The following is a 14,418-nucleotide window of genomic DNA, read 5'->3' on the forward strand; positions in this document are numbered from 1 at the left end:
CGGGCCGCCACCCCTTGTTGAAACGGTTCATTCCTGGCTACGGTCACTCCGGAGAACGGCGTTTCCTAGCGAGGAGAAGCATGAGCCGCACCGAAACCGACACGCTGCCCTGGTACGAGGACCCGAGCCCGGGTACCGGCGGCCTCGCGCCGCGGTCCTGGTACGCGACGTCCGACGCCTGGCGGATGTCCCTGAACGGCGAGTGGGCGTTCCGGCTCTCGCCCCGGGCCGCCACCGAGGACGAGTCGTTCGCCCGGCCGGGGTTCGACGCCTCGGCGTGGGGGACGGTCGCGGTGCCCGGTCACTGGGTGCTCCAGGGGGCCGGCGGCGCTCCCGCGTACACGAACGTCGTCTACCCCTTTCCCGTCGATCCGCCACGGGTGCCGTCCGAGAACCCGACGGGCGACCATCTGCGGACGTTCACACTGCCCGGGGACCGGCCGCAGGGCGGCGAGTTCGTGCTCCGGTTCGAAGGGGTGGAGTCCTGCGCCCGGGTCTGGCTCAACGGACGGGAACTGGGCGACTTCAAGGGGTCCCGGCTGCCGCACGAGTTCGCCGTGGGCGATCTGCTGGACCCCGGCGAGAACGTCCTCGCGGTACGGGTGCACGCCTGGTCGTCGGGCAGCTATCTGGAGGACCAGGACCAGTGGTGGCTGCCGGGCATCTTCCGTGAGGTGACTCTGGTCCACCGCCCGGACGGCGCGCCCCGGGACTTCTTCGTGCACGCGGGCTACGACCACCGGGACGGCTCCGGCACGCTGCGGGTGGAGTGCGAGGGGGCGGACGGCCGGGTCCTGGTGCCCGAGCTGGGTGTCGACATCGCCGCGGGCGAGTCCGTGGCGCTGCCGGTCGAACCGTGGACCGCCGAGACGCCCCGGCTCTACGACGCGGAGCTGGTGACGGCCGGCGAGCGGATCCCGCTGCGGATCGGCTTCCGTACGGTCGTGGTCGAGGACGGCGTCATCAAGGTCAACGGCACCCGGCTGCTGTTCCGAGGGGTGAACCGGCACGAGTTCCACCCGGAGACGGGGCGGGCCGTCGACGCGCGGACGATGCGGCGCGACCTGGAGCTGATGAAGCAGCACAACATCAATGCCGTACGGACCAGCCACTACCCGCCGCACCCCGCCTTCCTCGACCTGTGCGACGAACTGGGCCTCTGGGTGATCGACGAGTGCGATCTGGAGACACATGGCTTTGTCGACCTGGAGTGGCGGGGCAACCCGGTCGACGACGAGCGGTGGACCCCCGCGCTGCTCGACCGGGCGGCCCGCATGGTCGAGCGCGACAAGAACCACGCCTCCGTCATCATCTGGTCGCTGGGCAACGAGTGCGGTTCGGGCAGCGGTCTGACCGCGATGGCCGAGTGGATCGGGGGGCGGGACCCGGAGCGGCTGCTGCACTACGAGGGCGACCTCTCCTGCAAGGACGTCGATCTGTACTCACGCATGTATCCGACGCATGCCGAGGTCGAACTCATCGGCAAGCGGGCGGAGGAGCCGCTGACCGATCCGGAACTCGACGCCCGGCGGCGTGCGATGCCCTTCGTCATGTGCGAGTACGGGCACGCCATGGGCAACGGGCCGGGCGGTCTGAGCGAGTACCAGCGGCTCTTCGAGCGGTACGAGCGCTGCCAGGGCGGTTTCGTCTGGGAGTGGATCGACCACGGCTTCGCCCACCCCGAGCACGGCTTCGCCTACGGCGGGGATTTCGGCGAGGAGTTGCACGACGGCAACTTCGTCTGCGACGGCCTCCTCTTCCCCGACCGCACGCCCTCCCCCGGGCTCGTCGAGTACAAGAAGGTCATCGAGCCGGTACGGATCGGCCCGGGCTCCGCGGCCGGTACGTTCACGGTCACCAACGGCTACGACTTCGCCGGACTGGAGGACCTCGACTTCATCTGGTCGCACGAGGTGGACGGCACGGTCGTGGCCTCGGGCACCCTGGCGGTGCCGGAGCTGGCGCCGGGCGCCTCGGCGGAGGTGGCACCGGACACCGCTTCCGCGGGCGACGGTCTGTGGACGGTGCGGGCGGTGCTCGCCGGGGACACCGCGTGGGGCGAGCGCGGACACGTGGTGGCCTGGGGCCAGGTGGAGACGGGGGCGCGGGCCGTCCCCGCTCCGGCGGCCGGCGAGCGCCCGGTGCGCGCGGCCGGCGTGATCACCCTCGGGCCGGGCGTGTTCGACGCGGCGACCGGGGTACCGGTGCGCATCGGGGACGTTCCGGTGGAGGAACTGCGGCTGGACGTGTGGCGGGCGCCCACCGACAACGACAACGGGGCAGCCTGGCAGCCGGACGAGCGGTACGGGCTGCGCTGGCGGGAGCTGGGGCTGCACCGCATGCGGCACCGCGTCGACGCGGTCGAGGCGGACGGGGACGCGCTGACGGTGCGGACCCGGGTGGCCCCGGCGGGCTGGGACCTGGGGCTGCGGACCACGTACCGGTGGACGGCCGCCGGGGACCGGCTCGGGCTGACGGTGTCCGTGGTGCCGGAGGGCGACTGGCGGGTGCCGCTGCCCCGGCTCGGGATCCGGTTCGCCCTGCCCGCGGCGTACGGCGGTGCGCGGTGGTCCGGCGGTGGACCGGGTGAGGCCTACCCGGACACCCGGGCCGCCGCGGTGCTCGGGACGTGGGAAATGCGGGTGGACGCGCTCCAGACCCCGTACGTCCGGCCCCAGGAGAACGGGGCCCGGGCCGACGTCCGGTGGGCGGAGCTGACGGACACCGGCGGTGCGGGGCTGCGGGCCGAGGGCGGCACGCCGTTCTGGTTCACCGCGCGGCGCTGGACGAGCGAGCAGCTGGACGCCGCGGAGCACGCGCCGGATCTGGTGGCCGGGGGCCGCGTCTGGGTCAACCTGGACCACAGGGTGCAGGGCATCGGCTCGCAGTCGTGCGGGCCGGGCGTGCTGCCGGAGCACCGGCTCGACGCGGAGCCGGCGGAGTTCTCCTTCGTGTTCGCGCCGCTGGACTGACGACGTACTCGCTGCTGGGCTGAGGACGTACTCGCCCCTGCCCCGGCTCCGGCCGGGGCAGGGGCACTTCGGTCAGCGGAACAGCCGGCCCGGCAGCAGGTGCTGGTCGCGCAGCGCGTCGCGGACCATGGCCGCGTACTCCGTGGCGCCACGCTCCGAGGTGTGGGTGTTGTCGCGCTTCTCGTCGGTGAGGTAGAGCGCCTTGGAGGCGTCGGGGCCGAGCTCCTCGACCCGCTGCCTGGTGAGGGCGGTCAGGTCGACGAGCGGGACGTCGTGCTCGGCGGCCAGCAGGCGGATCTGCGCGGGCAGGTCGACCCCGAGGCCGTTGACCAGGAGCGCGGTGCCGTTGTCCAGCGTGCCGTCGGCGTTGAACCAGCGCCGGACGACCGGGGTGACGAGCACGGGCCGGCCGCCTTCGGCGCGGATCGCCCCGATCATCGTGGTGAGGTTGGCGCGGTAGTCCGCCTCGGTCGTCTGCTTGTCGTTGTGGGCGAGCTGGATGAGCACGGTGTCGCCCCGGCGGATCAGCGGGCGGACCGTCGGGAAGAGCTGCGGCTGGTCGAGATACGTCTGAGAACTCTCACCGGAGTCCGCGTAGTTGGCGACGGACATGCCGGCCCGGAGATACTGCGGAAGCTCCTGCCCCCAGCCCGTGTAGGGGCTGCCGAGCTGATCACAGACGGTCGAGTCGCCGATCAGGAACAGCTGCGGGGTGCGCGGCGCCGGAGCCACGTGCAGGCCCGCGAGGAGCGGGGCGGGGCCGTCGAAGGCGAGGTCGAGGCCGGGGCTGCCGCTCGCCCCGGTGGGTTCGCCCTCGGGCTCGCGCACATTGACCGTGAAGGACCGGACCACCTGACGCCCGGCGGCGGTCGGCGTCTCACCGAGTACGGTGCGCCGCGTCTCGGCGGTGACCTTCGTGCGGCCCTCGGTGGCGCCACCGATGCGCACGGTGACGAGGTAGGTGCCGGGGGCCACGTCGAAGTGACAGATCACGGGGGCGGATCCGGTGCAGCCGGACGGGGCGGGCGCCGCCGACTCGGCTGCGGCGGGTGTGGCGAGGGCGGCCACGGCGGTCATGGCCGCCAGCAGGGCGGGGGCGGTTCTGCGGGCAAGGGGCACGGCGGGACTCCTTCGACGACGCGGGTGCGGGCGCGATAGCGGCAGCCATGCCGTACCGCAAGCGCTTTCTACCCCCGCGCGCCAGGCTTTGAATCCTTTCAGAACAGGGAAGTTGCCCGCGTTCTCCCACCACTGCCCCCAGCCGTGGGACCCCGTCGCTGTGGAAGGATGCCCGGCATCATGAGAACCAGGGTCTTTCGTTTGGGTCAGGCCGGATCAGGGAGCGGGGTCCGGTGCGTGCAGCTGCAAGGCGGAGGAGGGAGCCGCTGCGGAGCATGGGCGACCGACGACACCGCCGCAGATGCGCGTTCCGGGGCCCGCGAGCCCGGCATGATCCGGCCGCAAGGCCCTGGCACCAAGGCGTCCGGCGGGCCGCGATGAGAGGGCGTGCGAAGCCTCCGCCGTCACCCCTGCCCCAACGCGACGGGGTGGATCCGGTCCGGGTGCGACTCCCGGAGGATCCGGACGGGCAGTGGCCGACGGTCCGTGATCATCTGCTGGCGCGGTTCGCCGACGCGATCGGCGCGGAGCAGGTCGACGCCATGCTGGCCGGGGACCGGTTCGCCTCCACCCGGGGCCCGGTGACGGGACACGAGCCGTACACGGCGGGCCGGTACCTCTGGTTCCACCGGGACTTCGCACCGGAGGAGCCCGTGCCCTTCCCGGTCGGTGTGGTGCACCGGGACGAACACCTGGTCATCGCGGACAAGCCGCACTTCCTGGCGACGACTCCGCGCGGCCGGCACATCACCGAGACCGCCGTGGCCCGGCTCCGCCGCGAACTGGCCCTGCCGCTGCTGCAGCCCGCCCACCGGCTGGACCGGCTGACCGCGGGGCTCGTCCTCTTCGTCGTACGGCCGGAGGAACGGGGCGCGTACCAGACGCTGTTCCGGGACCGCCTCGTGCGCAAGGAGTACGAGGCGGTGGCACCGTACGCACCGGGGCTGGTGCTCCCCCGTACCGTGCGCAGCCGCATCGTGAAGGAGCGCGGGGTGATCGCCGCCCGCGAGGAGCCCGGCGAGCCCAACAGCGAGAGCCGGATCGAGCTGCTGGAGCACCGGGCCGGACTCGGCCGCTACCGGCTGCTGCCCGCCACCGGCCGCACCCATCAGCTGCGGGTCCATATGAACGGCCTCGGGCTGCCGCTCGTCCACGACCCCGTCTACCCCGTGGTCGAGGCGGAGGGCGCCTCCGACGACTTCTCGCGCCCGCTGCAACTCCTGGCCAGGGTCCTGGAGTTCACCGACCCGGTCACGGGAGAGCCGCACCGCTTCGAGAGCGGGTTGCGGCTCTCCGCGTGGCCGGAGAGTCAGGGCGTGTTTCGGAAGTAGCGCCGTCCGCCCGGAGAGCGGGCTCGGCGGCGTCCGGTGCGTGCGATCGCACGGCGGAGGGTCGCCCCGATACTGGTTGTACCGGGACGATCCCGACAACGCGGCGAGCAAGGGGGCCTCCCCTGCTCGAGCGAAGCCGAGAGCTCGGGGAAGTGCCAGGCGTCGCCGAGCAGGCGGGACTTTCGAAACACGCCCTGGGGGCGTCAGTGGCCGCGGGCGATCCACTCGTCCAGGTGCGGGGCCTCCGCGCCGATGGTCGTGGAGTCCCCGTGTCCGGTACGGACGGCGGTCTCCGGGTCCAGGGCGAGCAGCCGGTCCCGGATCGAGGCGACGATCGTCGGGAAGTGCGAGAAGGAACGGCCGGTGGCACCGGGCCCGCCCTGGAAGAGCGTGTCGCCGGTGAAGACGGTGGACAGCTCGGGGGCGTACAGGCAGACGGCGCCCGGGGCATGACCCGGGGTGTGCAGGACGGTCAGGGTCGTACCCGCGACCTGGATCTCCTGGCCGTCGGCCAGTTCACCGTCCGGGGCCCGGTCCGGGTGGGTCTGCTTCCACAGCGGCAGGTCGTCGGGGTGGAGCAGGACCGGTGCGCCGGTGGCGTCGGCGAGTGCCGGGGCGGCGTCGATGTGGTCGTTGTGCGCGTGGGTGCAGATGATGGCGCGCAGCGTACGTCCGCCGAGCGCGGCCTCGATGGCGGCGGCGTCGTGCGCGGCGTCGATGACGACCGCCTCGGTGTCGTCGCCGACGATCCAGACGTTGTTGTCGACGTCCCACTCGCCGCCGTCGAGGGCGAAGGTGCCGGAGGTGACGAGGTGGTCGATGCGTGCGGCCATCAGAAGACCACCACCGAGCGCAGGACGTCGCCGTCGTGCATCCTGGCGAAGGCCTGCTCGATGTCGCCGATCCCGATGGTCTCGGTGACGAACGCGCCGAGGTCGATCCGGCCCTGCTGGTGCAGGTCGATGAGCATCGGGAAGTCGCGCGAGGGCAGGCAGTCGCCGTACCAGGACGACTTGAGCGAGCCGCCGCGGCCGAAGACGTCCAGGAGCGGGAGTTCGAGCTGCATCTCCGGGGTCGGGACGCCGACCAGGACGACGGTACCTGCGAGGTCGCGGGCGTAGAAGGCCTGCTTGTACGTCTCCGGGCGGCCGACCGCCTCGATGACGACGTCGGCTCCGTTGCCGTCGGTGAGCGCGCGGATGGCCTCGACCGGGTCGGAGGAGCGGGAGTTGACGGTGTGCGTGGCGCCCATCGTCTTCGCCGTCTCCAGCTTGCGGTCGTCGATGTCCACGGCGATGATCTTCGCCGCGCCGGCCAGCCGGGCGCCCGCGATCGCCGCGTCGCCGACACCGCCGCAGCCGATGACGGCGACCGAGTCGCCGCGGCCGACCTGGCCGGTGTTGATGGCGGCTCCGATGCCCGCCATCACACCGCAGCCGAGGAGTCCCGCGACCTCCGGGGCGACCGCGGGGTCGACCTTGGTGCACTGGCCGGAGGCGACGAGGGTCTTCTCCGCGAAAGCGCCGATGCCGAGCGCCGGGGAGAGCTCGGTGCCGTCCAGCAGGGTCATCTTCTGCTTCGCGTTGTGCGTGTCGAAGCAGTACCACGGGCGCCCGCGCAGACAGGCGCGGCACTGTCCGCAGACGGCACGCCAGTTGAGGACGACGAAGTCGCCCGGGGCGACGTCGGTGACGCCGTCGCCCACGGACTCCACGACGCCCGCCGCCTCGTGGCCGAGGAGGAAGGGGAACTCGTCGTTGATGCCGCCCTGCTTGTAGTGCAGATCGGTGTGGCAGACGCCGCACGCCTGGATCTTCACCACGGCCTCACCGGGGCCGGGGTCCGGAATCACGATCGTCTCGACCCGTACCGGCTCGTTCTTTCCCGGTGCGATGACCCCTTGTACGTGCTGCGGCATTCCCGTGGTCTCCCTTGTGCGGCTTTCCCTGAGATCGATTCACGACTTTTCCTGAGATCGATCACGAACAACCGTACGCGGTGCGGAAGCCCCCGATGGTGCGCCGCGTTGGCACACCACCGTAACTCCGCGGTCGTCCCGGCTCAGTCCCCGTACACCCGGCGGCCGCCCACGTACGTGGCCAGGACCCGCGTCCCGGCGATCTCCTCGGGCGGTGCGGCGTAGGGGTCGCGGTCCAGGACCACGAGGTCGGCGAGGGCGCCGGCCCGGATGCTGCCGGTGTCGTCCAGATGGTTCACGTAGGCCGAGCCCGCCGTGTACGCGGCCAGCGCGTCGGTCAGCGAGATGCGCTGCTCCGGGAGGAAGGCCCGGCTGTGGTCCCCGCCGGGTACGACGCGGTTGACGGCCGTGTGGATGCCGTGCAGCGGATCGGCGCTGCTGACGGGCCAGTCGGAGCCCGCGGCCACGGTGGCGCCGGAGCGCAGCAGTGCGGCGAACGGGTACTGGAGCGCGGCCCGTTCGCGGCCGAGGAAGGGGATGGTCAGCTCGTCCATCTGGGGTTCGTGGGCGGCCCAGAGCGGCTGGATGTTGGCGGTGGCGCCGAGTGCGCGGAAGCGGGGGATGTCGTCGGGGTGGACGATCTGGAGGTGGGCGAGGTGGGGGCGGGTGTCGGTGCGGCCGTTGGCGGCGCGGGCGGCCTCGACGGCGTCCAGGGCCTCGCGCACCGCGCGGTCGCCGAGTGCGTGGAAGTGGGTCTGGAAGCCGAGGGCGTCCAGCTCGGTGACGTACCGGCGCAGGTCGAGTGGGTCGACGAAGCTGGTGCCGCTGTTGGCGGTGGCGCAGCCGCAGGCGTCGAGGTACGGGGCGAGGAGGGCGGCGGTGCCGGTCTCGGCGACCCCGTCCTGCATGATCTTCACCGACCGCGCGCGGAAGTTCCGGCCGGTCAGCTCCTCGCGCCTGGCGACGAGTCCGGGGATCTGTTCGGTGCCGTGCTCGCGGTCCCACCACAGGGCTCCGGTGACGCGGGCGGTGAGCGAGCCGTCCCGGTCCGCGGTGAGGTAGGCGTCGGCCACGTCGTCCATCGAGCCGTAGGTGCCGACGATGGCGTCCTGCCAGGCGGTGATGCCGTACGCGTGGAGCAGGCGCTGGGCGCGCAGGAGGCCGGCGAGCCGGTCGGCGGGGGTGGAGCGGGGGGCGTGGCGGGCGACCAGGTCCATGGCGCCCTCCTGGAGGAGTCCGGTGGGTTCGCCGCGCGCGTCGCGTTCGATGCGGCCGTCGGCCGGGTCGGGGGTGTGGGCGGTGATGCCGGCGAGGGCGAGGGCCCTGCTGTTGACCCAGGCGCCGTGGTGGTCGCGGTTGAGCAGGCAGGCGGGGCGGTCGGGCACGGCGGTGTCGAGCTGCTGCCGGGTGGGGGCGCCGCCCTCGAAGGCGTCCATCGACCAGCCGCCGCCGGTGATCCAGTCGCGTGCGGGGTTCTCGTCGGCGTAGGCCCGTACCGCGGCGATGGTGGCGACGCGGTCGCCGGCGCCGGTGAGGTCGCACTGCGCGAGTTCCTGCCCGGCGGTGACCGGGTGGACGTGGGCGTCCTGGAAGCCGGGGAGCAGGAGGCGTCCGGCGAGGTCGACCGTCTCGGTGCGCGGGCCGATGAGTTCGCGTACCTCGTCGTGGCCGACCGCGGTGATCCGGCCGCCGGTGACGGCGACGGTGGTGGCGCGGGTGCGGGCGGCGTCGGTGGTGTGGACGGGGCCGCCGGTGAAGACGAGGTCGGCGGGGGTGCGGGGCATGATGCCTCTTCCTTCGGTGGGTGGTTCGGGTGGGGATCAGGCCGGGTCGGGCACGGGGTCCGCGAGGACGTCCGGGGCGACGGACCGTCCGGTGACGAAGTACGGGGACCGCCTGGCCCACTTGGCCCAGGCCGCGGCGACGAAGCCGGTCAGCAGGATGACGGCCGGGCACAGGAGCATGAACCAGCCGTTGTCCGGGCTGACCTCGAAGTGGTCGGCGGAGGTGGCGAAGGTCCAGCAGAGGTATCCGCCGAGCGCGAGCAGGACGAGGGCGCTGATGACGGGGAGCACCACCGCCCGCACCGCCAGGGACGGGCTCTCCCGGAACGAGCCGCGGAAGCGGGCCGCGGCAGCCAGCGCGGTGAGGGCGTAGTAGACCGAGACGACGACCCCGATCGCGTTCACGGACGCCAGGATGAGGTCTCCGACCTTCGGTATGACGAGGGAGAGCACGGCGATGGCGGCGGCGATGCAGCCGACCGCGACGGTCCCGGCGGCGGGTGTTCCGTACCGCGGGCTGACCTTGGTCCACAGGGGGCCGAGCGTGCGGTCGCGGCCCATGGCGAACATGCCGCGCACCGTCGGGATCACCCCGGACTGCAGGGAGGCGACGGCGGACAGGGTGAGGGCGATCAACGGGAGCGCGGCGAGCGGCTGGTCGGCCAGCTGGTTGCCGAAGTAGGTGAGCCCCTGGGCGCCGTGGGCGGTCAGCTCGTCGAGTGACAGGACGCGCTGGAAGGCGAATGAGCCGAGCAGGAACAGGCCCAGCATCGTGAAGAGCGTGATGAGCCCGGCCTTGGAGGCGTCCTGCGGATCCCGGATCTCCTCGGTGACGCTGAAGGTGGACTCGAATCCCCAGAAGCAGAAGACGGAGAGCAGGAGGCCCTGGGCGAGCTCCTCGAAGGAGGGGATGGTGAACGGGTTGAGCCAGTCGAGGCTGAAGGGCTGCGAGCCGGCGAACAGGCCGTATCCGCAGAAGCCGAGCAGGACGGCGTACTCGAAGACGAGAAGGTACTTCTGGAAGGTGGCGGCCGACCGGAGGCCGGTGACGGCGGTGAAGGTGACGGCGACGAGGACGACGATGCCGAGCGCGGTCGACTGGGCGGTGGAGTCCGGGGCGAGCCGGAGCCCGGACACCTCGTGCAGCCCGGCCTCGCCCGCGAGTTGCAGCAGGGCGGAACCGGTGACCGTCGTGGTGTAGGCCAGGAACACGATCGTGGAGACGATGCCGATCCAGCCGACGAGGAAGCCGAGCCAGGGGCTGAGCGAGCGGCCCACCCATACGTAGCCGCTGCCCATGTTCGGCTCGACCCGGTTGAGCCGGGAGTAGGCGCCCGCGATGCCCAGGATCGGCAGGAAGGCGAGCAGCATGATGATCGGCAGATGCAGCCCGACGGCGGTGGCGGTGACGCCCAGCCCGATGCCGATGCTGGTGGTGGCCGCGGTCGACGAGGCCGCGATGGCGAACCCGTCGACCACGCCGAGGCTCTTGCGCAGGGCTGCGGGTGGCTGTGCCGGTCCGGCTGTTTCCTCGCGGTAGGACGTCACGGTCGCTCCTTCACCGAGGGGCGCTGTTCGGCCCCGATGGCGGCACATCGAACTCCTCGGGGCTTCCGCACGTCAACGGTGTTGTCATAAGGTGCCCGTATGAACGCGAGCGAGCGGGTGGTGCCGGAGGACGCGCGGCGGCGCAGGCGCCCCACCAAGCAGGGCGTCATGCTGTCCGAGCAGCTGATCGTGGAGACCGCGCTGCGCCTGATCGGCGAGCACGGGGCGTCGGCGCTCACCGTGCGCCGGCTCGGCGCCGCGCTGGGATGCGATCCGAGCGCGCTCTACCGCTATTTCCGGGACACGGACGAGCTGTTGCTGGCGGTGGCCGACGAGCTGATCGGGCGGACGCTGCGCAGTTGGCGGCCGACCGGTGACTGGCGGGCCGATCTGCGGTCGTTGGGGCTGCGGATGCACGCGGACTATCTGTCCCACCCGCAGGCGGCGCTGCTGACGTGCGCACGGGTGACCGGCCGTACGCACGAGATCCGGTCGGTGGAGGCGATCCTCGGGGTGCTGCGGGGCGCGGGCTTCCCGGATGCGGAGGCGGTACGGATCTACCACGTCTTCGTCGACCAGACGCTGTCGTTCGCGGCGCTGGACGCGTCGACGCTGGCGCTGCCGGAAAGGGCCCGGGCGCAGGAGGTGCAGGCCTGGCCGGAGATCTACGCCCGGCAGCCGGCGGACACGCACCCGAACATCGCGGCGACCGCGCCGGTACTGGTCGCGGAGATGGGCCGCAGCGGATATCCGGCGGCGCTGGAGATGATGCTGGCCGCGGCCGCCGCCCGGTTGCAGCACGTCAGGCGGTAGGCGGCAGAGGGCAAGCGGTAGGCGGCACGTCAGTCGGGGCGGATCAGGGCGCGAGCACGTCCAGTTCGTGCAGGGCGCCCACCGCGATCTCCTTCGTCAGCCGCTCCGCCCCGTCGGCGTCCCCCTCGCGCACCGCCTCGGCGAGCCGGACGTGCAGGGTGACGGCCGCCGGATCGGGGTCCTCGAACATGACCTGGTGGTGGGTGCGTCCCGCGAGGACCTCGGCGACCACGTCACCGAGGCGCGCGAACATCTCGTTGCCGGAGGCGTTGAGGATGATCCGGTGGAACGCGATGTCGTGTTCCAGGTACCCCTCCAGCTGCTGACCGCGCGAGGTGGCGACCATGCCGAGGGCCCGTTCGGTGAGCTCGGCGCACTGGGCGGCGGTGGCGTGGCGGGCGGCGAGCGAGGCGGCGACGGGTTCGATCGCCGAGCGCAGGACGGTCAGCGAGCGCAGCTGGCGCGGGCGGTCGGCGCCGGCCAGTCGCCACCGGATGACCTGCGGATCGTAGACGTTCCACGCCTCGGTCGGCCGTACCGTCACGCCGACGCGGCGCCGGGACTCGACCAGGTGCATGGACTCCAGGACCCGGATCACCTCCCGTACGACCGTGCGGGACACATCGAAGCGCTGGGCCAGCTCGTCCGTACGCAGAACCTGGCCGGGCAGATGCTCACCCGCGGCGATCTCCAGCCCCAGGGCGTCCAGCACATGCGTATGCAGCCCCTGGGCAGGTGTGGTCATGGGCCAAGCCTACGGGGGCCTCTCCGGGAGACTCCGCCGGGAACAAAAAGTACGACGTTTATGTCACAGCATCTTGAATAAGTCGTACGTATAGGTTTCAGTAGCGCGACGGACCGATGTCGACGACGACATCGAAGAAGACAGCGAGGCACCGTAATGAGCACCCCCCACGTCATCGTGGTGATGGGCGTCGCAGGGACCGGCAAGACCACGATCGGCCCCCTGCTCGCCGCCGAACTGGGCGTTCCGTACGCCGAGGGCGACGATTTCCATCCCGCGGCGAACATCGCCAAGATGTCGGCCGGCACCCCGCTGGACGATGCGGACCGGTGGCCCTGGCTCGACGCGATCGGGCAGTGGGCGCACAGCCGGGCGGGGCTCGGCGGCGTGGTCAGCAGCTCGGCGCTGAAGCGTGCCTACCGCGACCGGCTGCGCAGCGAGGCCCCCGGTGCCGTCTTCCTTCATCTGAGCGGTGACCGGTCGCTCATCGAGGAGCGGATGGCGGGCCGCAAGGGCCACTTCATGCCGACCGCACTCCTCGACTCGCAGTTCGCCACCCTCCAGCCCCTTGAGGACGACGAGGCGGGCGTCGCCGTGGACGTGTCCGGCTCCCCCGAGGAAATCACCCAGCGAGCCGTCGCCGCGTTGCGCCGGCTCGAGAACTGAGGATCATCACCGTGACCAGTCTCAGCGTCGAGATGCTGGCAGCGGACGCCGTCGAACCGATCACTTCGGCCGGCAACGCGCAGTTGGGCATCGCCGTCCTGGCGGGCATCGCCGTCATCGTTCTGCTCATCACCAAGTTCAAGATGCACGCGTTCCTCGCGCTCACCATCGGCTCGCTGGCGCTCGGCTCGTTCGCCGGCGCCGCGCCGGCGAAGACGATAGCCAGCTTCACCGCGGGCCTCGGCTCCACCGTCGCGGGTGTCGGCGTCCTCATCGCGCTCGGCGCGATCCTGGGCAAGCTGCTCGCCGACTCCGGCGGAGCGGACCAGATCGTCGACACGATCCTCGCGAGGACGAGCAACCGGGCCATGCCGTGGGCGATGGTCCTGATCGCCTCGATCATCGGTCTGCCGCTGTTCTTCGAGGTCGGGATCGTGCTGATGATCCCGGTGGTGCTCCTCGTCGCCAAGCGCGGCAACTACTCCCTGATGCGGATCGGCATCCCGGCCCTGGCCGGCCTCTCCGTGATGCACGGGCTCATCCCCCCGCACCCCGGTCCGCTGGTGGCGATCGACGCCCTCGACGCCAACCTGGGCGTCACGCTGGCCCTCGGTGTCCTGGTCGCGATCCCGACGGTGATCATCGCCGGTCCGGTCTTCTCCCGGTACGCCGCCCGCTGGGTGGACATCAAGGCGCCGGAGAAGATGATCCCGCAGCGCCCCTCCGAGGACCTGGACCGCCGCCCCAGCTTCGGCGCCACCCTGGCGACGATTCTGCTGCCCGTCGTCCTGATGCTGGCCAAGGCCCTCGTCGACATCGTGGTGGACGACCCGGAGCAGGGTCTCCAGCGGGTCACCGATGTGATCGGCTCGCCGCTGATCGCCCTGCTCGCGGCGGTCATCGTGGGCATGTTCACGCTGGGCCGGGCGGCCGGGTTCACCAAGGCCCGGCTCTCCACCACCGTGGAGAAGTCCCTCGCCCCGATCGCCGGAGTGCTGCTCATCGTCGGCGCGGGCGGCGGCTTCAAGCAGACGCTGATCGACGCCGGTGTGGGTCAGATGATCCTGGAGTTCTCCGAGGACTGGTCGATCCCCGCGCTGCTGCTCGGCTGGCTGATCGCCGTGGGCATCAGGCTCGCGACCGGCTCGGCGACGGTGGCCACCATCTCGGCGGCCGGTCTGGTCGCCCCGCTGGCCGCCGACATGTCGACCTCGCACGCCGCCCTGCTGGTCCTCGCCGTCGGTGCGGGCTCGCTCTTCTTCAGCCATGTCAACGACGCGGGGTTCTGGCTGGTGAAGGAGTACTTCGGGATGGACGTCGGCCAGACGGTGAAGACCTGGTCGGTGATGGAGACCATCATCTCCGTGGTCTCGCTGGCCTTCATCCTGCTCCTGTCACTGATCCTCTAGTGCCGGGTCAGCCAGGGTTTGCCCGGTAAGGAGCGGCGTCAGGTGCGTGCTCCCGGCGTGCCGGCCGGAAGTCCTCGTACTGGACGTACTCGGGCTTTCGGCCGGTGCGGCGA

The 14,418-nt window shown here is 71.7% G+C and carries 11 protein-coding genes; 5 read left to right on the top strand and 6 right to left on the bottom strand.

Translation table 11 applies throughout. The annotated features are described in order from the left end of the window. The first annotated feature begins 80 nt into the window (after positions 1-80). On the top strand, positions 81-2,972 hold the full coding sequence (locus OG446_RS06125) for a glycoside hydrolase family 2 TIM barrel-domain containing protein (RefSeq protein WP_328893057.1): 2,892 nt from the start codon (positions 81-83) through the stop codon (positions 2,970-2,972). 72 nt (positions 2,973-3,044) lie between these two features. Here OG446_RS06125 and OG446_RS06130 read toward each other — a convergent pair whose 3' ends face one another. Continuing rightward, on the bottom strand, positions 3,045-4,049 hold the full coding sequence (locus tag OG446_RS06130; RefSeq protein WP_328898210.1) for a rhamnogalacturonan acetylesterase: 1,005 nt from the start codon (positions 4,047-4,049) through the stop codon (positions 3,045-3,047). A 419-nt stretch (positions 4,050-4,468) separates the two neighbouring features. Between OG446_RS06130 and OG446_RS06135 the strand changes: the two genes are divergently transcribed. After that, positions 4,469-5,422, top strand: coding sequence for a pseudouridine synthase (locus tag OG446_RS06135; protein ID WP_328893058.1), 954 nt, complete (start codon positions 4,469-4,471; stop codon positions 5,420-5,422). A gap of 203 nt (positions 5,423-5,625) precedes the next feature. Here the strand turns inward: OG446_RS06135 and OG446_RS06140 are convergent, their stop codons facing one another. From OG446_RS06140 to OG446_RS06155, 4 genes are all read right to left on the bottom strand, one after another. Continuing rightward, positions 5,626-6,255 (bottom strand): MBL fold metallo-hydrolase, encoded by a 630-nt coding sequence (locus OG446_RS06140; RefSeq protein ID WP_328893059.1) that lies wholly within the window; start codon positions 6,253-6,255, stop codon positions 5,626-5,628. Next, the gene (locus OG446_RS06145; protein ID WP_328893060.1) at positions 6,255-7,340 is read right to left on the bottom strand and encodes an S-(hydroxymethyl)mycothiol dehydrogenase; all 1,086 of its coding nucleotides are present in this window, start codon (positions 7,338-7,340) and stop codon (positions 6,255-6,257) included. The genes OG446_RS06140 and OG446_RS06145 overlap by 1 nt, the downstream gene beginning before the upstream one ends. Before the next feature lie 143 nt (positions 7,341-7,483). Further along, positions 7,484-9,124, bottom strand: a complete 1,641-nt coding sequence (locus OG446_RS06150; RefSeq protein ID WP_328893061.1) for an amidohydrolase — start codon at positions 9,122-9,124, stop codon at positions 7,484-7,486. A gap of 36 nt (positions 9,125-9,160) precedes the next feature. After that, the gene (locus OG446_RS06155) at positions 9,161-10,672 is read right to left on the bottom strand and encodes an APC family permease (protein ID WP_328893062.1); all 1,512 of its coding nucleotides are present in this window, start codon (positions 10,670-10,672) and stop codon (positions 9,161-9,163) included. A 99-nt stretch (positions 10,673-10,771) separates the two neighbouring features. On the opposite strand from OG446_RS06155, the gene OG446_RS06160 reads away from it, so the two are divergent. Continuing rightward, positions 10,772-11,485, top strand: coding sequence for a TetR/AcrR family transcriptional regulator (locus OG446_RS06160; protein WP_328893063.1), 714 nt, complete (start codon positions 10,772-10,774; stop codon positions 11,483-11,485). A gap of 43 nt (positions 11,486-11,528) precedes the next feature. On the opposite strand, the gene OG446_RS06165 is transcribed toward OG446_RS06160, so the two are convergent. Further along, positions 11,529-12,230 carry a FadR/GntR family transcriptional regulator gene (locus OG446_RS06165; protein ID WP_328893064.1) on the bottom strand — a complete coding sequence of 234 codons (702 nt, stop codon included), beginning with the start codon at positions 12,228-12,230 and terminating at the stop codon, positions 11,529-11,531. A 156-nt stretch (positions 12,231-12,386) separates the two neighbouring features. On the opposite strand from OG446_RS06165, the gene OG446_RS06170 reads away from it, so the two are divergent. After that, positions 12,387-12,896 (top strand): gluconokinase, encoded by a 510-nt coding sequence (locus OG446_RS06170; RefSeq protein WP_328893065.1) that lies wholly within the window; start codon positions 12,387-12,389, stop codon positions 12,894-12,896. 11 nt (positions 12,897-12,907) lie between these two features. Next, positions 12,908-14,305: a GntP family permease gene (locus OG446_RS06175; protein WP_328893066.1), complete on the top strand. Its 1,398-nt coding sequence runs from the start codon at positions 12,908-12,910 to the stop codon at positions 14,303-14,305. Positions 14,306-14,418: the final 113 nt, after the last annotated feature.

It is taken from the genome of Streptomyces sp. NBC_00236 (assembly GCF_036195045.1).
Lineage (GTDB): Bacteria > Actinomycetota > Actinomycetes > Streptomycetales > Streptomycetaceae > Streptomyces.